Here is a 26,067-nt window from a genome sequence, read left to right on the forward strand (position 1 = left end):
ATCAATTCTTATGTAGAACTTTTAACATATCTTAGACTAAATACAGATATATTTACTACTAATGATATTTTTAAGCAACTAGATACTAATAAATTTTTAAGCAAATTTAATTCATATTTTCCAGAAGAAGTCAATAATTATATAAATCCTGGTAAAGTGATAATATGCACTCTTATAATGCTATTTATATTTTTATTAAAAAAATTAGTTCTTAAAATAATTTTTACAATAATTTTAAGAGTATTTAAGAAAAACCATGATGATCATTCATTACAATTATTACAAAAATCAACAAAACCATTAATTGCTTTATTTTATATATATGGTTTATGGTTATGTTTTCTAATAGCGTTCTATCCTGCTCCAATTATGACACTTATACTAACGCTATTTGGCATTATTAATACTATGGCATTTACTTGGTTATTAATAACTATCTTAGATGGATACGGAGTAATAATTATTTCAAAAATTGCTAAAAGAAGCGGTAAAAAAGAAATAATAAATCTTATGCTAAAAATACTATATTTTATAATAGTCTTCATAGCTATATTAATCATACTTGCTAAATTAGGTTTTGATATTTCAGCAATTATTGCTTCATTAGGTATTGGTGGTTTAGCAGTTGCACTTGCTGCAAAAGATATTATCGCTAACTTTTTTGCTTCTGTTTTAATGTTATTTGATAATTCATTTTCTCAAAGTGATTGGGTAGAAATTAACGGAATAGAAGGAACAATAGTTGAAACAGGTCTTAGGAAAACAACCATAAGAACTTTTGATAACTGCTTAGTATTTATCCCAAATTCTACGATATTAAATGGAAATATAAAAAATTATTCAAAAAGAAAATATGGTAGAAGAGTAAGAATGAGCGTTGGCTTGACATACGACGCAAGCACAGAGCAAATACAAAATTTTATAAACGATATAAAAGAATTGCTGACAAGTAATAATATAATAGCTAACGAAAACGATGATGTATTTCAACACAAAAACAAAAATTATTACAAACAAAATTTAATTTCTGTCAATGATTTAGAAGGCTTTAAATCATCAATTTATGTTTGGCTAGATGATTTTGCTGCAAGTAGTATCAATGTAGAGCTATACTTTTATATAAAAAGCGTTAGTGCTAAACAATATTATGATGAAAAAAGCAAAATATTAATGGAAATTATGAAAATAGTTGAGAAAAATGGTCTAAGTTTTGCTTTCCCTTCAACTAGCCTTTATATTGAAAAACTTCCAGATACAACAAAATAATTCAAATATCCTATTTTAAATTCAAGAATTTAAAATAGGAATTTTAATTTTATTTTTAAATTATTAAATAATAAAAATTATTATTTTTTATAAACTTTTATTTATTTTTTTTAATTATTATCAGAGTAAATATCGCTTTTAAAACCTTTACAATTCTTTAAATCAAGCATTTTTTACTAAGAATGTTTTATTTAATTTATTTAAAAGGAGAGAAATGTTATCAAAAATCAAAAACAACGAACTTTTACCTGCATTTTTATTATTATTTATGACATTTTTAGCAATATTTTTAAAAAATTCTTCATTTAGTGAATTTTACAATGCTTGTTTAGAAGCTAGAGCATCTATTAGCTTTTTAGATTATTCTTTAAGCAAACCATTGTTTTTATGGGTAAATGATGGATTGGTTGCTATATTTTTCTTTTGGATTGGACTTGAAGTAAAAAAAGAAATTCTATGCGGAGAACTAAATACAAATAGCAAAAGATTATTACCACTTGCTGGTGCTTTAGGTGGAATTATGGTTCCTGCTTTAATATATTCTATATTTAATTTTTTTGATACTTATAGATTAAGTGGATTTGCAATTCCAACAGGAACTGATACAGCGTTTGCTATTGCTATTTTATTAATGCTAAAAAACTATGTTCCAAATAGTGTAAGAGTATTTTTATTAAGCCTTGCAATATTTGATGATATTGCTGCAATTATTATAATTGCGATATTTTATACAAATGACCTTTTATATATTTCTCTTGTTTTAGGCTCTATTGGTGTTGGGTTATTATTTATATTAAATATTTTCCATTGCACTTACAAAATGTTTTATTTAATAGTAGGTGCTTTTATTTGGGTTTGTGTTTTAGAAAGTGGGGTTCATACTACTTTAGCTGGAATGCTTTGTGCATTTTTTATCCCTTTACATACTAAAGACAATAAAGAATTTTTAGAGCAAATTATGCACGATTTAACCCCTTATGTAAATTATGCAATATTGCCTATATTTGCTTTATTTAATGCTGGGGTATTGCTTGAGTTTAATTTAGACAATTTAAATAGTGTATTTTTTGGAATATTTTTTGGTTTATTTATTGGAAAACAATTAGGAGTATTTAGTTTTTGCTTACTTGCTAATAAACTAGGTGCGACCTTACCATCTAGCAAAAAGATTTTATACGGAGCTAGTATATTAACAGGAATTGGCTTTACAATGAGCTTTTTTATAAATACATTAGTTTTTGAAGGAAATGAAGCAATTTTTAATAGTGCAAAATTAGCAGTTTTAAGTGCTAGTTGTTGTTCTGCTGTGCTTGGATTTTTATGGTTAAGATTTAAAATTTGAATTCAGAAAAATCTGAATTCAAATTCTTATTTGCATTTATAGCCTTTAACTGCAAAGAATAAAATATATAAATAGCAAATCGCAGGAATAATGAAAGATATATGTAAATTAACAATATCAGCAAGTATTCCTTGAATAGGAGGGATAATAGCTCCACCAACGATTGCTATACAAATAATTCCTGAAGCTTGAGAAGTGCAACGACCAAGTCCATTTGTAGCAAGTGAAAAAATAGTTGGAAACATAATAGAGTTAAAAAATCCAACACCTAAAACTGCGTAAGCACCCAATTCTCCACCAATTAAAATAGCACACAATAAAAGCGTCATAGCAATAACTGCATTGAATGCTAAACAATAAGCAGGTTTAATATAATTCATTATATAACTTCCAATAAAGCGACCTACCATAGCTCCACCCCAATAATAAGCTATCATACTAGCACCTTCTACTTGAGTGATATTTAAAATAGGCATTAAATAAAGAATTAAAAATGAGCCGATAGCAACTTCAGCACCAACATAGCAAAAAATCCCAATAGCACCTAAAACTAAGTGTTTATATTGCCAAGCACTTGTTCTTGTATCGTGTGCGTTTTCGCTGATTTCTTCTGCTGTAATTCTTACATCAGGTAATTTTATGAAAAACTTCACAAAAATTCCTAAAACAATTAGTGCAACTGCAATTCCTAAATAAGGTAATTGAACCGAGCTTATTTTTTCTTCTAAGCTTAGATTTGCAGTTGAACTTAAGATAAATAAGCTACCAAAAAATGGTCCAACGGTTGTTCCAAGTGAATTAAATGCTTGAACTAAAGCTAAATTTCTTGCTTCTTTACCACTAGGTGATAATAAAGTAACGAAAGGATTTCCTGTAACTTGAAGTAACACTACCCCACTAGCTAAAACAAATAAAGCACCTAAAAATATAGCATAACTATGAGTTCCTGCTGCAGGATAGAATAAAATAGCACCTAATGCGGCTAATAAAAATCCACCTACAACACCATTTTGATAGCCAATTTTTTGAATTAGCTTACCAAAAAATGCAGAAGTTATAAAATACGCTCCAAAAAAGCAAAATTGAACTAAAGATGATTGAAAATAAGTTAATTCAAAAAGTTCTTTAAGATGTGGGATTAAAATATCGTTTAAAACGGTTAAAAAGCCCATCATAAAAAATAACGCTGTTAAAATAACAAGCGAAAATGAGTTGTTTTGCGTTCTCATAATAATCCTTTGATTAATTTTAAAAAGCTCATTTTAAAATAATTTTTAACATTTTTAATAACTTTTTGTAAAAAAATTCAAAAAGTGTGTAGTTTATACACATTTTAATGTTAAAACTGAAGATTTTAAAGCATTCACATCAGCTAAATCGTGAGTTACCATAATGCAAGTTAAGTTTAAATTGTTCAAAAAATCCAAAACAAATGTCCTAACACTAGAGCGTAAATTAGCATCTAATGCACAAAAAGGCTCATCTAAAAGCAATAATTTAGGCTTTTGAGCAATACACCTTGCAAGTGCGACGCGTTGTTGCTGACCACCGCTTAAAGTCTTAGGATAAGAATTAAAAAGATTTTTTATATCTAAAGAATTTAAAATATCTAAGGCAATTTGTTTTTTATCTTTATCTTTTATACCAAACATAACATTTTCTAATACATTTAAATGTGGAAATAAAGCATAATCTTGAAATAAAAATCCTATATTTCTTTTATAAGCTGGAATTTTGCTAATATTTTCATTATCTAAAAAGATTTCTCCTTGTTTTAGCTCGTTAAATCCTGCAATTAGCTTTAAAATTGTGCTTTTACCACTGCCACTTTCTCCTAGGATGGCTAATTTTTCTCCTTGTTTTAAACTAAAGCTAAGATTTGTAAAAAGTGGCTTTTCGTATCCAAAACTCACATTTTTAAACTCAAAATAATTCATTTTCTTTCCTTAATCAAATTAAATATAACTAATAATATAAAGCAAGTTAATACAACCACAAGTGCAGGAGCACTAACCATAGCAAGCTGCTCATCACTTGCATATCTATCCATCTCAAACGAAAGGGTTTTAAATTCACTCGTAGCAAGCAAACTTGCTAAAGGCAATTCTTTAATCACTTCAATAAAAATCAATATAAACGAACTAAGCAAACTAGGGATTATCAAAACAAACTCAACCTTAAAAAAACCTTTAAAAGGATTTATCCCCAAGCTATGCCTTGCATTAGTTAGTGAGCTAGGCAGTCTATTAAGCCCTGAATTAATTGAATTAAAACCTAATGATAAAAATCTAACAACATAAGCAAATATCAAAATCACAGGACTTAAGGTTAAAAATAAACTCTTATTAATCCCCAAATAAATATAAAAAGAAGCCAAGCTTCTATCTATAAAAATAAACATAACAAGCATACAAACAGCTACAACAGAACCAGGAATACTATAGCCCATATTTGCTAAAGAGCTTATTATTAATTTTGATTTATTGTTTTTAAAGCGTTGATTTGCCGCTAAAAATAAAGCAATTATCAAAATAATCACACTAGAAGCTACACTTAAAAAAAAGCTATTTTTACTAAGTGCAAATAAATTAGCATAATCAACATCAAAATAACTTCTCTTAAACCATATTAAAATGTGAATAACAGGCAAAATAAAGCTAATAAATAAAATTATAAAAAACAAGCTAAGCACAATTATTTCGGCTTTTTTGCTAAGTTGTGTCCTTGTTAGTGCATATTGTTTTGAGCCTAATTCATAAGGTCTTTGAGTGATTTTTTCAATAAATAAGATAAAAAATACTATTAATAATAAAATCACAGCTAATTTAATAGCAGCATTTAAATCCCCATATCCAATCCAAGCTTTATAAATACCTGTGCTAAATACATGCAGACCATAATAATTCGGCGCTCCATAAGCATTAAGTGTCTCCATAGCACACAAACTTGCACCAGCTACAATAACAGGTCTTGATAAAGGCAAAATGACTTTAAAAAATATCTCAAATTCATTTTTACCTAGACTTCTTGCACTATAAATTAAACTAGAAGCAAATCTAGCTAAAAATCCCCTTGTAAGTATGTAAGTATAAGGAAAAAACGATATTGAAAATACAAAAATAACTCCATAAATATTCATCATATCAAAATGGATTTTAATATTAAATGTATCTCTTAAAAATATATTAAACCAAGAAAAATAAGAGAAAAAATCAGCATAAACATAGGCAAACAAATAGCTAGGAATTGCAAAAGGTAAAACCAAGCAAAACTTAAAAAATTTCCTAAATCTAAACTCATAAAAACTCTCAAAATAAGCTAAAAATACCCCAATAATCGTAGAAAAAATCAGGGTAAATAACAAAATAATTCCTGTATTTTTTAGATATTCTACTAAGTAGCTATCAAATAACACAGCCGTATTTTCTTTAATCGGCTGTGTTATAAAAAATATAATATAAAAAATAGGAATTAATATTATAAATAATATCAAATAAGCTAAAAAATCACTTAATCTTCTCACTTCCATAAAGCCTTATCAGCTACTACTTGAGCGGTTTCAAGATTTTTTGCTATTTCGTTAAAATCAATTTCACTTGCTTTAAACTCACCCCATGATTTAACCACATCAGCAGGACTTGCTTCGCTATTTACTGGGAATTCATAATTTGTTTGAGCTAAAATCTCTTGAGCTTCTTTACTTACTAAAAACTCCATTAAAGCGGTTGCTTCTTTTACATTTTTAGCATATTTTGTAATACCTGCTCCACTTATATTTATATGCGTTCCACCATCATTTTGATTTGGGAAGAATATTTTAAGATTTTTAAATACTTCTTGTTCAATTGGATCTTTTGATACAGACATTCTACCTAGATAATAACTATTCATAATAGCAATTGCCCCTGTGCCACTTACAATTGCTTTTGCTTGGTCTCTATCATTGCCTTTTGGCTCTCTTGCAAAATTAGCAACTAATTTTTTAGCCCAATCTTGAGTTTGGTTAAGCCCATCTTTTGCTATCATAAATGCTATTAAATGGCGATTATATGAAGCTGTTGAAGAGCGAGTTAAAACCTTGCCCTTAAACTTCTCATCAGCTAATGCTTTATAAGTGCTAAGGTCTTTTTCGTTAATTTGTTTTGGGTCATACACAAATACTCTAGCTCTATAGGTTACTCCTGCCCAAGTTTTGTCTTTATCGCTAAATTTTGCAGGAACTTTTTCATCAACTATTTTTGATGAGTAAGGTTGTAATAAGCCTTTTGATTTTGCTTTGTATAAATCCCCAGCTCCAACTGTCATAAACAAATCAGCTTGAGTATCTTTGCCTTCTTGCTCTAGTTTAGTAATAAGTGGGTCAATTTTATCCTGAACTAAATTAACCTTGATACCTGTTTTTGCTGTAAATGCGTCAAATACGATTTTGTCCGAATCATAATGCCTTGAAGTATAGACATTCACCACACCATTTGCTAAAAGCACACTGCTTGCTAGAATTGTTAAAGCTAACTTTTTCAATTTTTCTCCTTAAATAATATTTTAAAGTATTGAAATATTAGCAAGAAATTTATAACAATTATTATTTTTATTTTTAAATAAATTAAAAATTACTATCAATAATACTAAATTGCTAAATGATATTTAATTATAATAAAATAAGACACTTGAAAAAAAGGAGAAAAAATGAAAAAAATATTATTAATCGCATTAATTAGTGTGATTGCTTTTTCACAAGATTATTATAAAGAAGCTTTAAAATATCACAAATGCTTAGGTGTTGAATGTGATTTAGAAAAAGCAAAAGAACTATACATAATCTCTTGTAATGAAAAATCATATAAAGCTTGTAATAATTTAGCAACTATTTATAATGAAGAAAACAATCCAGATAGCTTACAAAAGGCTGAATATTATTATAAATTATCTTGTGAGTATAATAACAATGATGGAATTTCTTGTGGGAATTTAGGTATATTTTATTCTAATACTTTAAAAGATGATATTAAAGCAGAACCATATTTATTTAAAGGTTGTAAAGCAAACATAAAAGATGCTTGTATGCAATTAGCCTTTGTATATATAAATACAGATACTAACTTAGATAGAACCGCTAAAATATTTGAACATTATTGCAAGTTAAATGACCAAAATTCTTGCTTTAATTTAGGGCAATTATATTTATATAATGATAAGATGAAAAACGAAAAATTAGGTTTTGAAAATCATTTAAAAGCTTGTAATATGGATAATGTGATTTCTTGTAAAAATATAGCTATTTTGTATGTAAAACATAATAATTTATTGAAAGCATTTAAATATTTTAAAAAATCTTGCGGCTTAGGAGAGCAAGAAGATTGCAAAAAAGCCTTAAGTATTGTTATATATTTTATTAAGAATTTAAAGAACTAGAAATCATTCTAGTTCTTTTTTACTTATTTACTAAGTGCTTTGCCTAAATCAAACGGCCACGCTTGATAGCCTGTTGTATCTTTTAATTGGATTTCAACGCTAGGAGTAGTTGAGCCATATTTAAATTCCATAATGTATGGATTTGGTGCTGAAGTGAATGCTCCATTTGCTAAATCAAAATTAGCCCCCGCAGTAGCTGAATATGCAAAAATTGAGTTTTTATCTGCATTATATTGAGCTAGAGAAGTTACAGGGCTATACCATTCATGACCTCTTTGTTTGCCGTATTCCCAAACTTGTTCAACGCTCATTTTTTTCTCATCTATTTTATAAACAACTGCACGAGAGTATTTATCAGTTGGAAACGCAGGTTGTTCCATACCACGACTATCTCCGTTATCAAATACGGTTATATAAGTAACACCTTTTTTACTCATTTCATGAATTCTATAAGCTGTGTGTTGAGTCCAAGTGAAGTCAAATCCGCCTTCAGGATTTTCATATCCTGGGCATTTACTATATTCATCATCACACTCAATTTTTTTACCTTTATTATCTACAGGTTGTAATAAGTATTTTTTAAACTCATCTTTCCAACCTTTGTGAGCACCTAAAATCCACTTGATTTTTTTATCACGACCAATTTTTACAACCGCATTTTGATGGCGAGATGAAATGATAATACTATCATCACTTGGGTCATAACTAACGCTATTTACATGAGCCCAGTTGCGACCTGCTCCAGTTCCAACAATATCTCCAAACTTATCGCTACTATCAAGTTTTGCTAATTCTTCAGCACTTAAAGTTTGACCTGCTTTATTTGCATCAATATTTAAACATACCGCACCTTGGTCAAGAACTTTTAATGCTATATCTCTATATGGGTCAAGTATTTCGTATAATCTCCAATCATCAACCACATTACCATCTCTATCAATTTCTACGATAACATCTCTTACCGTTCTTACATTTTTACCATCAGGGCGAAGTGTATTTGCACTAGCAACTCTTAAAAAATAATTTCCATTAGCTGCAACATCAAGTTGGTGTGAATAGTCAATATAGTTTGCAGGTAAGCGACGATTGAAAATCTCTCTTCCCATTATGTCATATTTTGCATATCTTTGACCATATCCCCAAACTAAAGCACCATCAGTATCTTGTTTAAAGCCCATCATAACACCAGCCATAGTTGAGCTATCAAGGTCATAAATTGGAGTAGCTAACATATACCATCTAACTTCTCCTGTTGTATCAATGATAAAGTTTTGCGGATAGTAATTCCATTCTAATGCCCCGCCTGTTGGGTTATTCCATACTACTTTAGTTCCTGCTCCACTTTTTTCTTCAATATTATTTACAAAATAAAGTCTATCTTTAAATTCTGGGTCAATTTTATTTACTTTAGCTTCACTAAATAATGCAGCTTTTTGGAATTTAATTCCACTAGCTTCTACATAAATAGCACTAGCATACATTTCATAAACTTCGTTTTCTACTCTTTCTTTTTTGCCATTTGCTTCTTTTGTATAGCTAACCTTAACCGTATTGTAATAATTAGGATATAGTCCAAAAACTGGAATTCCACCATGAGTTAATAAAAATTTATTAGCAACATTATATTTTAAAGGAACTCCGTTTTCCTTAGGAACAATTTCAACGCTAACATCGCTTAATTTATAACCACCATTTTTAATAACTGCAGTAAGGGGAGCGATTTTATAAGGGTTCATTACTAATTCACCGATTTTGCCTTGTTTGTGATAATCAGTCTTAGCACCACTAGCACCACCTATAGCATAAGCACTTGTTGAAAGAATTGCAGCTGCTGCAAATAAACTCAATACCTTTTTCATTTTAATCTCCTTTAAAAAATTAATATATTCAAATTCCAGCTGCCATTGAAGCAATTTTTGCTGCTTTAATAGCATTTCCACTAAAAAATAAAATCAAAGTAACAGCTATTACAATAATAGCACCAATTTTTGCACATTTGCAAGGTTTTGATATAAAGCCTATAAACATTGCTAAAAGTGCAACAAAACAACATACAAAGCATAATAAACATGCAATTGCCATATTCATAAAATGCAAACTAGGTATTAAATACCAACCTTGCGAATAAAATCCATCTTCAAAATCGCCCGCTTCAGTTCCTACAAAAAATTGTTGAAAAGAACTTAAAGTAGCATAAGCATCTTCAGGCACGATAGGATTATCAAGACCACATTCTCCAGTAGGTAAAAACCAACCTGGTGCTAATTCGTGTAAAGGCAATGCAAAAGGATATATTGGAATTTCTCTACAACCTTGCACTCCACCAAAAGCATTTGCATTATGCACTGCTTCGTGAATTTCATTTAAAGTTATACAAAATCCAAAACCTATTAAACAACCATAAAAACCTAAAGTATATCCAATAATTCTAGTTAGTTGATGTGGATAAATAGCTGCTATTATGCCACCTATTGCCATTACTATCATTGCATATCTAATATATACGCATTGTTCGCAAGGCTGCATATATAAATAATCTTGAAAGAAATAATGTGCTACACAAGTAAGACCTAGTGTAACAACAACCATTAATATCCATAAAAGCCTACCTTCTTGTAGGCTTGTTAATTTATTAAGAAGCTTCATAGCAAAACTCCTTACATACTAAGTAATTCTTTAATAACCTCAACTAAAGCTTCAGGTGAGCCAATTTTTGAAATATTTACTTCATATTTTCCATTAACTACAAAACCTGGAGTTCCGAAATTCTTTGAAATAGGGTCAGCGATTTCATAAGAAGCAATGATTTCTTGAGCCTTAGGGGTAGCTAAAAACTCATCTAATTTTGCTTTATCAATTCCTAAAGCTTTTAGACCTGTTTCATAAAATTTATCTGGCTCAGCACCATTTCCCCATCTTTGATTTTTCTTAAAATAAGCTGAAAAATAAGCATCACTTACTTTATGGTGTAAGCTATGTGCGTCAGCAACTTTTCTTCCTGCTTTTTCATCTTCATTTTGTGCATAAGCTAAAACTTCAGCAGCTTGCTTGCCATAATCTCCCATAGTTTTTACTAATAAATATCCAACTTTTACATCAGGGAATGCAGCTTGGATTTTTTCCATAGTTTTTGCTTTATGATGTGAATAGCAATGTGTGCATCTATAAGACCATACTTCATAAACTGAATTTTGAGCATTTGGGATAGGAGTGCTTAATGTAATGTATTCATTACCTTCGCTTAAAGCAAATAAATTACCCCCCCCCATTAGCATAGTAGCTAAAACCAATGAACTTGAAACTTTTTTTAAGACTTTCATCTTAATCTCCTTAAATTAAAATTATATTTTTATTTTAATTATTTAATTTTAAAATAAACTGAAAAATTATTTTAAATTCTAATAATTATTATTATAAAATCCATACTATTTATTTAATTTATAATCACTTTAAGTATTTAATAAAATAAATTAATTAATCTAAAAAATTAAGCAAATAAAATAGCATTTAAACTATAATTGCTTAAAGGATTAATATGAGTAGAAATTATGGGGTAATTTTAGTTTTTTTAGGTGGAATTTGCTGGGGATTTAGTGGTGTTTGTGGAGAATTTATATTCTTAAAAAAAGGCTTAAATGCTGATTTTCTAGTGCCATTAAGATTATTATTTGCTGGAATATTAATGCTTTTATTTTGTTTAGTAAGAAAAATCAAAATTAATTTTTTAATTTTTAAAAACACAAAACACCTATTTACATTATTAATATTTTCATTTTTCGGCATTTTTATGTGTCAATATACATACTTTTACGGAATTGAATTAAGCAATGCTGCAATTGCTACCGTAATTCAATATACAGCCCCTGTTTTTATAGTGCTAATCGTATGTTTTGAACAAAAAAGATTTCCTAACATATATGAAATTCTAGCTTTAATTTGTGTATTATGTGGAGCTTTTTTGCTATCAACTAATGGTGATTTTAATAAATTTGTAATATCTACTAAGGCTTTAATTATATGCTTTTTATCATCAATTGGAGCAGTTTGTTATGCAATTATTCCTAGAAAAATTAATATGATTTATTCTCCTTTGCCTAATTTAGGTTTTGCTATGCTTATTGCAGGAATTGCTTTTTGTCTATATCAAAAGATTTGGGAATTTGAAGTGCAAATTGATTTAGAATTAATACTTGCTATGTTAGGAGTAATTGTAGTTGGAACTACTATGGCTTTTGGTTTTTTTATGGTTGGTTTGCAAGAAATAGGAGCAAGTAAAGCTAGTCTAATATCATCAAACGAACCATTGGCTGCTGCAATTATTGGATATTTATGGTTAGGGACAAGCTTATTAATCGTTCAAATAATTGGATTTGCTTTAATTATGATTGGTATTTTAATAACAATGTTAAAAAAGGAAAAATCTTGAAAAAATTATTAATTCTTATGAGTTTAATCTCTTTTACTTACGCACAAGATTGTAGCGCTTATTTTGCTAGCCAACAAATACAAATGGATAGAAAGATAGAAGAATTAGACGAAGCAAAACAAGCATTAGAAAGCTATAAGGCTGCTTTTTTAGCTATTCAAAAAGAAAAAGAAGAAAAAAACTTAGCAATGTTAGAAGAGATAAAAAAAGAACAAGATAAATTAGATGAAATTAGAAACAATAATGCAAAAATTTTAGCCGAAATTAGGCAATTAAAAAATGAAATTACAGAAAATAAAATAAATAAAGTATCAAATGCCTATGCTAAGATGAAAGATGCAGCGGCGGCAGCTATTTTAGAAACAATGGATGAAAAAGAAGTTATAAAAATATTTTTAAGTCTTGAAGCTAAAAAAATATCATCAATACTAGCAAAAATGACTCCAGCAAAAGCAGGAGAATTAACAAGATTATTAAGTGAAAATAAATTACAAAATTAATTTATTTTCTTATAAATTCGGTTTATCTAATATTTTTTTGTTTAATAATTAAATATGATATTAGATTTAGCCTGTAGGTTTTAATTAAGATTATTTTTAAAAGTTAATTTAAAACTTCGTTGTATTAAAGTTATAAAAAGTTTTTATAAAATATTTTTTTAAGTTTATTTAGTTAAAACCTTAAATTACTTTCAACGCTAATTTAATTTCGTACGTTTTATGAAGTTTTATAAAAATTATATGTGTTATTTATATATTAGTTTTTATACTTTTAAAAGTTATTTAAAACCTTATAATTAAAGCTTTAAGTAACTTTTATCATCAAGCAATTTTAAAAAATTCACTATATTTTGCGTGCAACACACACTATATTTGATTTTAAATTCTTTAGCAATATTGTGAGTGATATGTAATAAGAAAAATTAAAATAGGAAATAAAAATATTTCCTATTTTATAATCACACTGGAATTACTCTAATGTTTGGACTAAGATTTTCTTGAAGAATATTTTCAATAGCATATAATGTCCCAGTGCTTCCACTAGAACAGCCACTACATGCGCCTAGATATCTAATGTATAAATCGCACATTCCATCGCTACTTTTTTGAATATCAATTACTTCTAAATCTCCACCATCCATATGTAGCATTGGGCGAATTTCAGTATCTAATAATTCTTCAACTGCTTTAATTTGTTTTACAACGGTTAAATCATCAAAATTATCACTTAAATTAGCTTTTTTCAAGCGTTCTTTATCCATTTCAGCTCTAGTTTCAGCCAATATATCAACCAAATAATATTCTCTTTTTTCATGACCACCAGGTCTTACACAAGATTTGCAAAAGCCACCTGCTTTAGTATATTGAGTAATTTGCTCAACTGATTTTAAATCATTTAATTTTATTACTTCTTTAATAGTTTTTAGGCTTACTCTAGCACATTCACAAACTATAATCTCATCTTCAAAATCTTCAGGGTTAATACCTTTATATTGAGCTGCTGCAGCTTTTATAACATCATACGCCATTACACTGCAGTGCATTTTTTGAGGTGGAACTGCAGGAGTATCAGGATTATCACGCATTGCAAATTCCACATCTATATTTGTAATTTTTACAGCTTCATCAACACTTTTACCTATACAAAGTCCTGCCATTGTATCACTACTAGCAATTGCAGTACCACAGCCAAAGCTTTTAAATTTTGCGTCCTTAATAATATTAGTAGCTTCATCTACTAACCAATAAAGCCTAACAGCATCGCCACAACTTTCAGCTCCAAAATCAGCAACTATTAATCTTGTATTAGTAGCTTTTGCGTCTTCTTCTGTAAGCTCACCCATATGAATTGGATTATTCATTAAATCTTGAACTTTTTGTGAATATTCATCCCAAATTGAACCACTTATTAAATTATTTTTTGCCATTATTTATCCTTTTTAAGCCAGCTTGGAGAATAAGCGTAAGTGCTAGAAATTGCTCTTAAACGCTTAGCTGCTGCTTTAATTTGTTCTGCTGCGTAATCAATTTCACTTTCTGTATTAAAACGACTAAGACTTAATCTTAAAGCCGTATGAGCTAAATCAGCTTCAGCTCCTATTGCTTCCATAATAGGATTACTCTCAAGAGTTTCAGAAGCACAAGCACTTCCTGTACTTGCTGCAATTCCAGCCTTATTTAAATCCCATAGCATCGCTTCACCTTCAACACCCTTAATACTTGCTAAAATAGTATTAGGAACTCTATTTGCCCTACTTCCTACTACACTAACATCAGGAATTGTTAAAATCTCATCTTCTAATTTATCTCTTAATCTTCTTATATGAGAATTTTCGTAATCAAGCATTAAATTAGCAAGTCTTAATGCTTCTGCCATTCCAACTATTCCAGCTACATTTAATGTCCCACTTCTACGACCACCCATATGCTCTCCGCCGTGAAGTAATGAAGTAAGTTTTAAACCTTGTTTGATATAAAGACCACCAACGCCTTTTGGCCCGTGGAATTTGTGTGCTGAAAATGACGCAAAATCAACTCCTGCACTTCTAAAATCAACTTTTATTTTACCAACTGCTTGGGTTGCGTCAGTGTGAAATAAAGCTCCGTGCTCATGTGCAACTTGAGCTAATTCTTTAATAGGGAAAATCATTCCTGTTTCATTGTTCGCCCACATAACATTCACAAGTGCTGTTTTATCGCTTATCATTGCTTTTAAATCATCAACATTGCAAGTGCCTTCGCTATTTACAGGTAAAGTTTTAACCTTAACACCTAATCTAGCTTCTAAAAAAGCACAGGCTGCACCAACTGCTGGGTGTTCAACTCCACTTATAATGATTTCATTTTTATCTTTATTTAAAATCTCATCAAAATAAATTCCTTTTAAAACCCAGTTTATGCTTTCAGTAGCACAAGATGTAATAATCACATCATCTAAATCACTCGCTCCTAATCCGCTATATAATTTATTTAAAGCATCATTTAATGCTTTATGAGTAGCTTGACCATAGCGATGAAGTGAATTTGGATTACCATATATATTCTCTAAATACGGCTTCATTAATTCAAAAACGCTTGGGTCTATCATAGTAGTAGCGTTATTGTCTAAATAAATTTCTTTCATAACCTTTCCTTTTCCTAAAGCTTTTTTATCCGTTTTTTAAAATGGGATAAAAATTATCTTTTATAAATAATATTCCAAATTATTAAATGAATTACTATTCTTCTATTCTTATTAAATTAATTTCATCTTTTACAAATTCTTGAACTTGTAATTCTTGCAATAATTTATTGATTTTTGCTTCATTTGCAAGATGAGTTGTAATAAAAATCGTTCTTGATTGATTTTTTGATGGGCGTTGCATTAGACTATCTATGCTAATTTCATTATTGCTCATTAAACTTGTAATTTTGTTTAAAACACCTATCTTATCATCTACACTTAATCTTAAATAATATTTAGAAGTTATATCGCAAGTTGATACTAAAGATACCACTGGTAATTCATTATATCCTAGCATTTTACGAGTTTTATTATCAGCTATTTGCATTAAATCGCTTAAAACAGCACTAGCAGTCTCAAGACTTCCTGCACCTGCTCCATAATACAAACTCTCTCCTAAAGCATTATCATTAAGTAAAATAGCATTCATAGAATTATTTACACTAGCTAAGATATGATTTTTATCTATTAATGTTGGATGAACTCTAATTTCTACCTTATCATTATTTTGTTTTGCAATTGCTAAAAGCTTAATTCCAAATTCAAATTCTTTAGCAAAATAAAAATCATCATTGCTAATCTTATCAATTCCTTGAACCAAAATATCTTCAGGTTTTATATTAACTCCATAAGCAAGACTTGCTAAAATGGTTAGTTTATGTGCTGCGTCCATTCCGTTAATATCTAATGTAGGATCAGCCTCTGCATAGCCTAATTCTTGAGCTTGTTTTAAGGCTATTTCATAACTTAAGCCTTCATTTTGCATTTTTGTAAGAATGTAATTTGAAGTGCCATTTAATATACCTTTAATACAATTAAATTTATTAGCACTTAAACCTTCTTTGATAATTTTAATAATAGGCACACCGCCAGCAACACTTGCTTCATAGCCAAAATATTGATTAGGCTTTAGCATATTTTCAATATCATAACGATAATAAGCAAGTAAAGCTTTATTAGCTGTTATTACATGTTTTCCTTTTTCAAGAGCTTTTTTAATGCACTCATAAGCAAATGTAGTCCCACCCATTAATTCACAAACTACATCACAATCGCTATTTAAAATATCTTCAAAATTACTTGTTTGAGTATAAGGACAATTTGCCTTATGCTCTCTTGTATAAACTAAAGAAATTTCTAATTTTTTGCCTAGTCTTTTTTGAATTAATTCAGAATTTGTTTTGATTAATTTTGCTACACCACTAGCAACCGTTCCATACCCTAATAAAGCTATTTTCATTACATTCCCTTTATATTTAATCCTAATCTAATATTTTCTAGCGTAAAAGCATCTCCTACTATCATATAAGCACACATTTTAGGAACTGCTACATTTAATTCTTTAAAATTATTTTCACTTTTATAAGTTGAAATAAGATTTAAATTCTTATCCAAAAATTCAATCTTTGGATACCAAATATTATTTAAATTTCTATCAATTACGAGCTTAGAAATATTATTAACTTTTATAAAATACGCATCAAGTGGTTTAGTAAGCTCTAATAAATCGCCTTTATTTAATTCAAAATCAGCTTGTATATTTGCTCTGCTAAAATCAAGTTCATAACTAAATTCATTCTGATTTCTTCTAGCATCTATTATATATACCCCTGTCTTTTTTAAAGCTTCGTATAAAGCACCTGGGTCTATACTAAATTTTGAATTAATCGTAAAAGCAACACTAATTTCATCATTATTTTTTACATATTCACTAACTAAATAATAATTAATTCCTATTTGCTCATAAGCTTTTGTAATAGCCTTTAAAAATATCCCTGCTTTTGCCTTTGCGCTAAATTTAATTTGCATATTTGTAGCGTTTGAATAAGCATAAGTTAATAAAGAATTCATTTTTAAAACTTGAGTAATTGCTTTAATATTTGGCATATTTCCTTGCATATAAGACCCACTAGGAAACAATAATCTAAGCTTTGCATCTTTGCTATCATCATTTACTAATTTTGAAGCTATTTCATAAGAAGAAGTAGCATAAGAAAAACTAGCTAATACAAATAAACATATTAATTTTTTCATTATTTTGCCTTATCTAATTTTGTATATTCTTTTTGACTTAAAAAAGTAACTTTTCCATCTTTAAATAAAATATATCTAGCATCATTTGTGCTAGGTAATTCTATCTTAGAACCATCTAACTCAAGAGTGAATAAGTTATTACCAACAAAAATTAAAGAGTCTTGAGTAAAACTAGCACTTTTTACTATCATATAATTTTTAGTTTCTTTTGTTTTTAAATTCTTAACACTAACCCAAACCTTAGAATTTGGACTTAATAATAATTTATTATCTTTTTTAATCTCTACTTTAGGCTCTATAATCTCTGCTTTTTCTTCTTTAATTTCATTAGATTTTACTTCTTGAACTTTAACTTCTTGAGTTTTAATCTCTTGTGGTTTTATTTCAGGAATAAGCTCTACTTGTGCTGGAATTTGAATTGTTTCTTCTTTTGTATTGATTTTACTCTCTTCTAAATTTTCAGGCTTTTTATCTTCTTTTACTTCTTCAGGCTTTTTCTCTACTAAAGGAGTAGCTGGTTTTATTTCTTCTTTTACTTCTTTAATAGGTTCTATTTGAGTTTTGGTTTGTGTAGAATTTTCTTGCTGATTTACTTGCAATTCTTCTATTGGTTTTTCTTGAGTTGTGGTATTTTCTACTACTTCTTGAGAATTTTCATCATAATAATTAAAATAATAAAAAACCCCAGCTATTACAATAATAGTAGCTAAACTAAGATATATAAAATAAGCTAAATTACTATTTGATTCCTTATCAGAGTTATAACCCATTACTTTAGGTTTTACTTTTAAAGAATTTTTTTTGTCCTTAAAATGATTGTTTTTATATTCATTATATTCATTTAACCATTCGCTAAAATCAATATTATATTCACGCTCTAAAATCTTTATATTCATTGCAATATTAACACTACTTAAATTCTCATAATCTTTATTAATTATTGCTTTAATTCTAGCTTCATCTAAGTGAGTTTTTAAAGCTATTTCTTTAACAGAAAAACTTTTTAAATAATCTACTTCATTCATTTATCATCCTATCGCCTAAAATAGCAAAAGCATTACTAACATTTAGGCTATCAAAATTATTTTTCATAGTAATTTTTACTTCTTCATTACAAGATTTAATAATCTTAGAACTAAGTCCATTACCTTCGCTACCCATAACTAAAACCGATTTTGTAGCATATTTTATTTTATTATGCTCTTTAGCGTTTTCTGAATTATTTGCAGCATAAAAGCTAAAACCAACTTGCTTAAATTCATTAACCAAGCTTAAAATATCCTTAGTAAATGCTAATTTTAATTCAAGTAAAGCACCAGCACTAGAACGCATAACTGCTTCTATATTAATATTATTTCCTGAATGAATAATCCCATCAAACCCTAAAGCATAAGCACTTCTAGCAATTGAACCTATATTTCCAACATCGCTTAATTCGTGCAATAAAACAATTTTTTCAAATTTTTTAAACTCATTTATATTTGCTAATTCGTATTCGCTAACTTTTGCTAAATAGCCTTGATGATTTCCACCCTTTGCCATTGCTTGAGCTTTAATAAAATCTAACTTATGGATTTTTTTGCCTAATTTTGTAATTTGTCTAAAGCTATCTTTATCTAAATCTTTTGCTAAATATATTTCTTCTATTTTTTCAGGATGTTTTGTAATATAGTGCATTAGCACTTGTTTGCCGTAAATTATCATTTTTCACTCTTTAATAAATTTTCATAATTTTGTTTTGGGCTAAGCCCATTTAATTTACTCAATAATTTCGCTTTATCTTTTAAACTTATATTAAGATTTAAAATATCTTGAGAATTTATATTAGAATTTGAAATAGAATTTTCATTATTTATAACTACTACCCATTCGCCTTTTAAATTCTCATTTTTTAAAATATTTGCTAGATTTTTAGCAGTATCTTTATAGGTTTTTTCATACATTTTTGATATTTCTTTAATTAAAAATAATTCTTTATCTTCATCAATTTTTGCAATATCTAATACTAAATCCAAAATCCTTGTAGGAGCTTCATATATAATAGTTGGATAGCTTTGGTTTAGAGCATTTTCTATTTGAGCTTGACGATTTTTTTTGATATTTAAAAATCCTAAAAATATAAATTCCTTATCAGAAAACCCACTTGCAACAAGTGCAGTAATAGCAGCATTTGCACCAGGCAAAACACTATATTTTATATCATTTTCTTGAGCATATTTTACTAGTGAAATTCCAGGATCGCTTATGCAAGGCATACCTGCATCACTCAAATAAGCTATATTTTTAGAAAAATCAATTTTAGAAAAATCAAAATCTTTTTCATTGTGTGAATGTAGTGATATGAAATTATTTATATTAAATTCTATATTATATTTACTACTTAATAAATTAAGTAAAGCCTTACAAACTCGCACATCTTCACAAAAAATTAACTCGCAAACTTGTAAGACTTCTAAAGCACGATATGAAATATCGCCTAGATTTCCTATTGGTGTAGGAACGAAATAAAGCATTATTGCATTGAATATTTTTTCTTAAACTTCTCAACTCTACCTGCAGCATCTACGATTTTTTCACTTCCTGTGAAAAATGGATGACAACTTGAGCATATATCTACTCTTAATTCTTCTTTATTTGATTTAGTTACAAAAGTATTTCCACAAGCACAAGTTACAGTGCATTTTTTATAATCTGGATGAATGTCTTTTTTCATAATATTTTCCTTTTTGGCATAAATAAAGCTGTGATTGTATCTTAAATTACATTAAATCTACATTAAAATTTTTGAACTTATGCTTATAATAGCCGTTTTTGCTTTTAAAATATTTGTAATTTTTAAACCTTGAGTTTTAAATAAATTCCTTTCTTTTTCACTAAAACCACCTTCAGGACCAATTACATATAAACAATCTTTATTAAACTCGCATAAATCATTTTTATTAAAATCAATTAAAACAAAATCATTATAAAGTTTTTTAAGTTCGGCTAAATTATTTAAAATTGTGATTTTTAAAATATCAGCCCTAGCACATTGTGAGCTTGAATTATGCAAAATCTTTTCAAGTTTAGCTAGTTTTTTATCATCAAATTTATAAGATTTTTGAGAAAAATCTGTATAAACTAAAAATAATTCTTCTAATCCTAATTCATTTAAATAAGGTGCAATTTCAAAAATACTATCAATTTCTATCATAGCAAGTGCAATTTTTACACCACTTTTATTTGCTTTAAATTCACATTGTTCTAGCATTTTTAAAATGATTTTATTTCTTTGCATAAATATTATTTCATATTTGTATAAAAACCCATCTAATCTACTTATATTTACTATATTTCCTATTTGTTCTCGCCTAGCTTTAAAATGAGATACTAATTCACTATCTAAAACAATTTCTTCACTACCTGCTAAATCATTAAAATAATAAAACATTGTTAAATCCTGCAATTAAAATAGCAAATAATTTTATAAGCTCTAAAAATAAACTTAATTTTTTAAATTTTAAATATTCTTTGCTTTTTCTATATTTTTTAAATTTAATAAATTGAAATATAGAAATTCCTAAAATTAAAATAACAGCAAATAGCATTAAAAATCTAAAATCATTAAAGCCTTTCATAGCTTCAATAATAATGCCTGTAAAAAACACACAAACAATTATCGTATAATAAGCAGGCAAAAGCACTCTAATTCTAAAAATATATTTATGAATGTCCTTTAAATATTGTGAAAAAACAAAATATAAAAGTTCTAAAATTATTAAAATATATACAAAAAACAAATGCACACTTATAAAATCACTCATTAAAAACTCCGATTAAAATAATAAAGAATTTGTAACACCAGCAAATATGATTAAAAATATTTTTAATATCTCAAAAACAATACTGAATAATTTAAAATTAAAGCTTTTTTTTGCTTTTTTTATCTTATTAAAAATTACAAGCTGTCTAATGCTAAGATAAAAAATCAAAATCCAACTTAAAAATAAAAAAATCTTAAAATTAAAAAATGCCTTAGTAGCTTCAATAAACATACCACTTAATAACACCAAAACTAAGGCTATAATTTGTATTGGACTAATAATTGAAATTCTTGAAATAAATTTATTAATATCCTTACAACATTGAGAAATAAACAAATAAGAAAATTCTAAAGCTACCAAGCAATACACAAAAAACATATGAATGCCAATAATACTCATTAAACTTCCTTTGGATTTATAAAAATCTCATTATTTTTAATTTTTTCAAATAAATTTATATCACTAAAATCTTCTAAAATTGCCTTAGAAAAAGTTATTTCATTTAAATTAATTCTAGGCTCATCATTATAAAAAGCATCATCATATTCACATTCAGCCCAGCCTGTTCTAGTCTCATTTAGTCTGATTTTATCTACTCTTACATTCTCATCATTGTGCATTTTTGAATTTTGTAAAATCTTAGAAATTAATATAAAAAACACTATGCTAAGATTTTCGGCACTGATATTACAAGGTAATTCAACCCACCTAGCTGAATGCTTTTTAATATCATTTACATACTCTAAATCATCGTATTTATAAATACAAGTGCTATGGTCAAACGCATCTATTATTTGCTTAATATTTCCTTTTAAAAGCCCGAAATCATAAACCATTCCCGCTTTATCAAGAGTATTTGCATATAAAATTAATTCTAATTTATAAGAATGTCCGTGAATGCTAGTTTTACATCTTTTTGAACTACAAAACCTAACTATATGAGCATTTTCAAACTCAAATAATTTACCTATTCTCATACACCCTCCAAATCATCATAAATTCTAATATGTATCCTATCTGTATAATTAAAGCCATTTTTAATAGCAAATTCTAAAACGCTCTTAGCATTCGCTCTTAATTCATCATTCGTAGCACCTTTTGGCATTAGATAAAAATTAGCGTCTTTATAAGCATTTCTTAATTCAAATAATTCTTGATTATCTTCTAAATCCGCTTTATCTAAAACGATTTTAAAAAATGCTTGTTTTGATTGCTTTAAAATTGAATTAATTGCTTCATAATTTATTCTTTTTTCCTTTGGCATTTTGCTATTTGCAAGTTTTACTCCCATTGCAAAATAACAATTTTTATAAAAATCGTATTCTTTTAAACAAATACTAGCATTAGTCTCAAACTGCACTAAATATTCATTTTTTACCAAATATTCTAAAAGCTCTATAAATTTAGGATTTTCTTGATGAATTAAAGGCTCTCCACCAGTAATTACTATCATAGGTTTATAGCTAAATGAGTTTAATTTATTGATTATATTTTCTAATTTAAATTCCTTATACTCATCACTAAATTCATTAGTATAAACAGCTCTTAAAGTATCGCAACCAATTAATGTTTTATTATTTTTGCTCTTAACAACTCCAAATCCATAGCAAGAGAAATTGCACCCTGCAAAACGGATAAAATAAGCAAGCCTTCCTGCAAATATCCCTTCGCCTTGAATACTTAAAAATTCTTCAACTAATTTCATCATCCACCCGTTTGTGAAAACGACCTAGCAGAGCTTTTATTATCTTCTTCGCTCCACTTATTTTTCTCAGGTTTGTTTTCTAAAACCGTATTTAAAATCTCTAAAGCCTTATTAATATCTTTATTTCTTAAAGCCTTTTTAATACTCATAGCTTCATCAAAATAAAGGCAAGGTATCAAAAATCCTTCCGCACTAAGTCTTAAACGATTGCAGCTATCACAAAAATCGTGCTTGTGTGGATTAATCACACCAAATACATAATCTAACTCATCAATTTTATATAAACTAGCAGGAGAATTTGGCTCTTTCTCAAGTGCATTTATGCTAAATCTTTGCTTGATTTTATCTAGTATTTCAGCTTCTCTTAATCCACATAATTGCCCATAAGCGTGTTCGTTTTCCATAAATTCAATAAATCTTATTTGAATATTTTTTTCTTTGCAAAACATAATCAAATCAATTAATTCATCTTCATTAATACCCTTTAAAGGAACGCAATTAATCTTTACTTTTAACCCTACTTTTAAGGCTTCTTCTATACCTTCTAAAACTTCTTTTAAAATATCTTTTTGAGAGATTAATTTTGCTCTTTGTGGCACTAAAGTATCAAGAGATACATTTATTCTTACAAGTCCTGCTGCTTTTAATTTTGCCGCTTGTTCTTTTAATAAAAATCCATTAGTTGTAAGTGCTAAATCCAAATCGCTCTTATAATCAATTAGCATTTTTATGAATTTATCTAAATCAGCTCTTACAAGTGGTTCTCCACCAGTTAAACGGATTTTATCTACACCCTTATCCATACATAATTTTGCAAATAAAAATAATTCTTCATAGCTTAATAAATTTTCTTTAGGAACCCAATTAAAAGGAACTTTTGGCATACAATAAAGACAACGGAAATTACATCTTTGAGTAAGTGAAATTCTTAAATAATTTATCCTTCTTCCATACGAATCAATTAACATTTTTAGTCCTTATAAGCTTTTTAAAATAATATTAATTGCTTGTGGGCTTTTGTTTAGAAGTAATGCTATTTCTTCTACACTTTTACCATCTCCAAAAAGTTTTAAAATCTGCATTCTTTCAGCGTCTTCATTAGGACTTAGCCTAGTGATTGGCTCGTTTGCAAGTTCTAAATTTGCAATTCTACTATCTTGGTTTTTTGTAACTTCTTGAATACTTTCTTGAATAATACCTAAATCACTATTTAGCTCATTAATTCTTTCATCAATAATTGAATGTATTAAAAACTCACAATTTTGCATAATATTATCATTAAAATCATTTTGTTTAGCGTTATTTATCTCTGCTAGTTTTAATTTTTCTACATCTTTTTCAAGTCTATGAATAGATTTATAATTCTCATCAATAGCCTTTAAAACCCCATCTAATTTATCATTTAAATCTCTAAAACTAAGTCTTACATAAACAAATAATAAAACTATAAAAATTATAAATACAATATAAATTAATAAATCAATCCCCATTTTTTTCCTTTTTAATATTAATTAAATTCCTTTGAATATCAGCTACAAATAAATTAAGCCCTTCTGTATCATATCTTTTAATTTGAGTGATTTTAAAAGTATACTCATCAATTGCACTAACAAAACAAGATATAGTTCTATCAACTAAAACAAGCCTTGCGTAATATGTTTGATTAGGTTTTAAACTATCTTCAACACGAATATATTCATAATTTATTGAATTTGAAAAGGTGCTATTATCTAATTTTATAAATTCATCTTTTTTAAGATTTTTAATTTCTAATAAATCTTTTTTAATATCACAAAGCATTTCAAAAAACAATTTATCTTCAGGATACATATCCATTTTACTAGCTCTGTGCCTATAATCTTGTAAAGATTTATGATAATTAATAGCATTATATTCTTGTAAAAATCTATCTTCTAATTCTTCACATTCTTGATAATCAATCCTAAATCTTGCTTCATACATAATCATTAGCCAACCTTTAAATCTATTATAAAAAATATCAAAAACACTATGCTAACAATAGCGTTTATATCAAAAAAAGCTCTTTCTATTTTTTCTGTATTTTTTCTCACTATAAAATGCTCTATTATTAATAAAATTCCTACTATTAATAATCCTAAAAATCCATAAAATCCAGCATTTACACTAACTAAAAAAACAAACCAAAACAAAAATGCAATCAAATGAAAAATCGCAGCTATAAATAAAGTAGCCGTTTTACCAAAACAAGATGGTATAGAAAATAAATTATTTGCTTTATCAAATTCTAAATCTTGCAAAGCATACAAACAATCAAACCCAGCAGTCCAAAAACAAACCGCAAAACATAAAGCAATAGAATAAGCACTAATAGAATTTGTAAGCACAATTTCACCCGCTACACAAGCAAATCCTAAAGATAAGCCTAAAATAATATGAGCTAAATAAGAAAATCTCTTAAATAAAGAATAAGAACCAAGTAAAGCTAAGGCAAAAAAGCTAAGATAAAAGCAAATAGTATTTATAAAATACGCTAAAAGCACGAAAATTACAGCATTTGCGATTATAAATAAAAGCAAATTCCCACGCCCTACTCTACCATCTACACTAGGACGATTTTTTGTCCTTTCGTTTAAAATATCAATATCAGCATCAAGCAATCTATTAAGTGCCATTGCGTAATTTCTAGCACAAACAGCACAAAAAATAGCTAAGATAAAATTAAGCCAAATTGATGATAAACTTAATTCATATAATTTTATAGCGCTAAGCATTGAAATAATTAAGAAAGGTAAAGCAAAAATACTATGCTTAAATACGATTAATTCTAAAATGTTTTTTAATTTATTCATAACTCTTCCGTTTTTAATCTAGTTTA

General features: G+C 27.8%; 28 protein-coding genes and 1 pseudogene. 5 read left to right on the plus strand and 24 right to left on the minus strand.

Annotation, left to right across the window (positions count from 1 at the left end; all coding sequences use genetic code 11):
• Window positions 1-420: 420 nt before the first annotated feature.
• Both AVBRAN9333_RS09535 and nhaA read left to right on the plus strand, forming a co-directional pair.
• Window positions 421-1,266 (plus strand): annotated as a pseudogene (locus AVBRAN9333_RS09535) (mechanosensitive ion channel family protein); the annotation flags it as partial.
• Between the two features lie 214 nt (window positions 1,267-1,480).
• Window positions 1,481-2,608 carry a Na+/H+ antiporter NhaA gene (nhaA, locus tag AVBRAN9333_RS02055; protein WP_214116864.1) on the plus strand — a complete coding sequence of 376 codons (1,128 nt, stop codon included), beginning with the start codon at window positions 1,481-1,483 and terminating at the stop codon, window positions 2,606-2,608.
• Between the two features lie 26 nt (window positions 2,609-2,634).
• On the opposite strand, the gene AVBRAN9333_RS02060 is transcribed toward nhaA, so the two are convergent.
• From AVBRAN9333_RS02060 to AVBRAN9333_RS02075, 4 genes are all read right to left on the minus strand, one after another.
• Complete coding sequence (locus AVBRAN9333_RS02060) at window positions 2,635-3,837, minus strand: sugar MFS transporter (protein ID WP_336609346.1); 1,203 nt, start codon at window positions 3,835-3,837, stop codon at window positions 2,635-2,637.
• Between the two features lie 93 nt (window positions 3,838-3,930).
• Entirely contained in the window at window positions 3,931-4,545 is a 615-nt protein-coding gene (locus AVBRAN9333_RS02065) for an ABC transporter ATP-binding protein (RefSeq protein WP_214119794.1), read from the minus strand.
• Entirely contained in the window at window positions 4,542-6,131 is a 1,590-nt protein-coding gene (locus AVBRAN9333_RS02070) for an ABC transporter permease (protein WP_336609347.1), read from the minus strand. Before AVBRAN9333_RS02070 ends, AVBRAN9333_RS02065 begins: the two co-directional genes overlap by 4 nt.
• Window positions 6,128-7,129: a Fe(3+) ABC transporter substrate-binding protein gene (locus AVBRAN9333_RS02075; protein WP_336609348.1), complete on the minus strand. Its 1,002-nt coding sequence runs from the start codon at window positions 7,127-7,129 to the stop codon at window positions 6,128-6,130. The genes AVBRAN9333_RS02070 and AVBRAN9333_RS02075 overlap by 4 nt, the downstream gene beginning before the upstream one ends.
• A 165-nt stretch (window positions 7,130-7,294) precedes the next feature.
• On the opposite strand from AVBRAN9333_RS02075, the gene AVBRAN9333_RS02080 reads away from it, so the two are divergent.
• Window positions 7,295-8,020: a tetratricopeptide repeat protein gene (locus AVBRAN9333_RS02080; protein ID WP_336609349.1), complete on the plus strand. Its 726-nt coding sequence runs from the start codon at window positions 7,295-7,297 to the stop codon at window positions 8,018-8,020.
• A gap of 23 nt (window positions 8,021-8,043) precedes the next feature.
• Here AVBRAN9333_RS02080 and AVBRAN9333_RS02085 read toward each other — a convergent pair whose 3' ends face one another.
• Genes AVBRAN9333_RS02085 through AVBRAN9333_RS02095 form a run of 3 tightly spaced genes read right to left on the minus strand, consistent with a single transcriptional unit; the run spans window position 8,044 to window position 11,340 of the window.
• Window positions 8,044-9,879, minus strand: coding sequence for an aryl-sulfate sulfotransferase (locus AVBRAN9333_RS02085; protein WP_336608370.1), 1,836 nt, complete (start codon window positions 9,877-9,879; stop codon window positions 8,044-8,046).
• Window positions 9,880-9,907: 28 nt separating this feature from the next.
• On the minus strand, window positions 9,908-10,666 hold the full coding sequence (gene dsbI / locus AVBRAN9333_RS02090) for a protein-disulfide oxidoreductase DsbI (RefSeq protein ID WP_214119799.1): 759 nt from the start codon (window positions 10,664-10,666) through the stop codon (window positions 9,908-9,910).
• 11 nt (window positions 10,667-10,677) lie between these two features.
• The gene (locus AVBRAN9333_RS02095; RefSeq protein ID WP_214116882.1) at window positions 10,678-11,340 is read right to left on the minus strand and encodes a thiol:disulfide interchange protein DsbA/DsbL; all 663 of its coding nucleotides are present in this window, start codon (window positions 11,338-11,340) and stop codon (window positions 10,678-10,680) included.
• Window positions 11,341-11,555: 215 nt separating this feature from the next.
• Between AVBRAN9333_RS02095 and AVBRAN9333_RS02100 the strand changes: the two genes are divergently transcribed.
• Together AVBRAN9333_RS02100 and AVBRAN9333_RS02105 are read left to right on the plus strand one after the other, a co-directional pair.
• Window positions 11,556-12,446: a DMT family transporter gene (locus AVBRAN9333_RS02100; protein ID WP_336609350.1), complete on the plus strand. Its 891-nt coding sequence runs from the start codon at window positions 11,556-11,558 to the stop codon at window positions 12,444-12,446.
• Window positions 12,443-12,946, plus strand: coding sequence for a magnesium transporter MgtE N-terminal domain-containing protein (locus tag AVBRAN9333_RS02105; RefSeq protein WP_214116887.1), 504 nt, complete (start codon window positions 12,443-12,445; stop codon window positions 12,944-12,946). Before AVBRAN9333_RS02100 ends, AVBRAN9333_RS02105 begins: the two co-directional genes overlap by 4 nt.
• Before the next feature lie 458 nt (window positions 12,947-13,404).
• Here AVBRAN9333_RS02105 and AVBRAN9333_RS02110 read toward each other — a convergent pair whose 3' ends face one another.
• The 17 genes from AVBRAN9333_RS02110 to AVBRAN9333_RS02190 form a co-directional block, all read right to left on the minus strand.
• The gene (locus AVBRAN9333_RS02110) at window positions 13,405-14,373 is read right to left on the minus strand and encodes an iron-sulfur cluster assembly scaffold protein (RefSeq protein WP_214116889.1); all 969 of its coding nucleotides are present in this window, start codon (window positions 14,371-14,373) and stop codon (window positions 13,405-13,407) included.
• Window positions 14,373-15,569 (minus strand): NifS family cysteine desulfurase, encoded by a 1,197-nt coding sequence (locus AVBRAN9333_RS02115; protein WP_214116891.1) that lies wholly within the window; start codon window positions 15,567-15,569, stop codon window positions 14,373-14,375. The genes AVBRAN9333_RS02110 and AVBRAN9333_RS02115 overlap by 1 nt, the downstream gene beginning before the upstream one ends.
• A 94-nt stretch (window positions 15,570-15,663) precedes the next feature.
• The gene (locus AVBRAN9333_RS02120) at window positions 15,664-16,908 is read right to left on the minus strand and encodes a homoserine dehydrogenase (RefSeq protein WP_214116893.1); all 1,245 of its coding nucleotides are present in this window, start codon (window positions 16,906-16,908) and stop codon (window positions 15,664-15,666) included.
• Window positions 16,908-17,702, minus strand: a complete 795-nt coding sequence (locus AVBRAN9333_RS02125) for a hypothetical protein (RefSeq protein WP_214116895.1) — start codon at window positions 17,700-17,702, stop codon at window positions 16,908-16,910. Before AVBRAN9333_RS02125 ends, AVBRAN9333_RS02120 begins: the two co-directional genes overlap by 1 nt.
• On the minus strand, window positions 17,702-18,727 hold the full coding sequence (locus AVBRAN9333_RS02130) for a hypothetical protein (RefSeq protein WP_336609351.1): 1,026 nt from the start codon (window positions 18,725-18,727) through the stop codon (window positions 17,702-17,704). The genes AVBRAN9333_RS02125 and AVBRAN9333_RS02130 overlap by 1 nt, the downstream gene beginning before the upstream one ends.
• Window positions 18,720-19,406: a TrmH family RNA methyltransferase gene (locus tag AVBRAN9333_RS02135; protein WP_214116899.1), complete on the minus strand. Its 687-nt coding sequence runs from the start codon at window positions 19,404-19,406 to the stop codon at window positions 18,720-18,722. The genes AVBRAN9333_RS02130 and AVBRAN9333_RS02135 overlap by 8 nt, the downstream gene beginning before the upstream one ends.
• Window positions 19,403-20,215, minus strand: a complete 813-nt coding sequence (gene rsmI, locus AVBRAN9333_RS02140) for a 16S rRNA (cytidine(1402)-2'-O)-methyltransferase (RefSeq protein ID WP_214116901.1) — start codon at window positions 20,213-20,215, stop codon at window positions 19,403-19,405. The genes AVBRAN9333_RS02135 and rsmI overlap by 4 nt, the downstream gene beginning before the upstream one ends.
• Window positions 20,215-20,415: a 50S ribosomal protein L31 gene (gene rpmE, locus AVBRAN9333_RS02145; protein ID WP_214116903.1), complete on the minus strand. Its 201-nt coding sequence runs from the start codon at window positions 20,413-20,415 to the stop codon at window positions 20,215-20,217. Before rpmE ends, rsmI begins: the two co-directional genes overlap by 1 nt.
• A 57-nt stretch (window positions 20,416-20,472) precedes the next feature.
• Window positions 20,473-21,132: a 16S rRNA (uracil(1498)-N(3))-methyltransferase gene (locus AVBRAN9333_RS02150; RefSeq protein ID WP_214116905.1), complete on the minus strand. Its 660-nt coding sequence runs from the start codon at window positions 21,130-21,132 to the stop codon at window positions 20,473-20,475.
• Window positions 21,116-21,505 carry a hypothetical protein gene (locus AVBRAN9333_RS02155; RefSeq protein WP_214116907.1) on the minus strand — a complete coding sequence of 130 codons (390 nt, stop codon included), beginning with the start codon at window positions 21,503-21,505 and terminating at the stop codon, window positions 21,116-21,118. The genes AVBRAN9333_RS02150 and AVBRAN9333_RS02155 overlap by 17 nt, the downstream gene beginning before the upstream one ends.
• 12 nt (window positions 21,506-21,517) lie before the next feature.
• Window positions 21,518-21,904 carry a hypothetical protein gene (locus tag AVBRAN9333_RS02160; protein ID WP_336606707.1) on the minus strand — a complete coding sequence of 129 codons (387 nt, stop codon included), beginning with the start codon at window positions 21,902-21,904 and terminating at the stop codon, window positions 21,518-21,520.
• A complete protein-coding gene (locus AVBRAN9333_RS02165; RefSeq protein WP_214149885.1) occupies window positions 21,904-22,482 on the minus strand; it encodes a 6-pyruvoyl trahydropterin synthase family protein in 579 nt (192 codons plus the stop codon). The genes AVBRAN9333_RS02160 and AVBRAN9333_RS02165 overlap by 1 nt, the downstream gene beginning before the upstream one ends.
• Window positions 22,479-23,213, minus strand: coding sequence for a 7-carboxy-7-deazaguanine synthase QueE (locus AVBRAN9333_RS02170; RefSeq protein WP_336609352.1), 735 nt, complete (start codon window positions 23,211-23,213; stop codon window positions 22,479-22,481). Before AVBRAN9333_RS02170 ends, AVBRAN9333_RS02165 begins: the two co-directional genes overlap by 4 nt.
• Entirely contained in the window at window positions 23,210-24,178 is a 969-nt protein-coding gene (moaA, locus tag AVBRAN9333_RS02175; protein WP_214149883.1) for a GTP 3',8-cyclase MoaA, read from the minus strand. The genes AVBRAN9333_RS02170 and moaA overlap by 4 nt, the downstream gene beginning before the upstream one ends.
• Before the next feature lie 9 nt (window positions 24,179-24,187).
• Window positions 24,188-24,700 (minus strand): helix-turn-helix domain-containing protein, encoded by a 513-nt coding sequence (locus AVBRAN9333_RS02180; protein ID WP_214116919.1) that lies wholly within the window; start codon window positions 24,698-24,700, stop codon window positions 24,188-24,190.
• The gene (locus AVBRAN9333_RS02185; RefSeq protein WP_336606709.1) at window positions 24,690-25,178 is read right to left on the minus strand and encodes a hypothetical protein; all 489 of its coding nucleotides are present in this window, start codon (window positions 25,176-25,178) and stop codon (window positions 24,690-24,692) included. The genes AVBRAN9333_RS02180 and AVBRAN9333_RS02185 overlap by 11 nt, the downstream gene beginning before the upstream one ends.
• Window positions 25,178-26,041 carry a UbiA-like polyprenyltransferase gene (locus AVBRAN9333_RS02190; protein ID WP_336609353.1) on the minus strand — a complete coding sequence of 288 codons (864 nt, stop codon included), beginning with the start codon at window positions 26,039-26,041 and terminating at the stop codon, window positions 25,178-25,180. The genes AVBRAN9333_RS02185 and AVBRAN9333_RS02190 overlap by 1 nt, the downstream gene beginning before the upstream one ends.
• Window positions 26,042-26,067: the final 26 nt, after the last annotated feature.

Source organism: Campylobacter sp. RM9333 (assembly GCF_020137705.1).
In the GTDB taxonomy this organism is placed as follows: domain Bacteria; phylum Campylobacterota; class Campylobacteria; order Campylobacterales; family Campylobacteraceae; genus Campylobacter_E.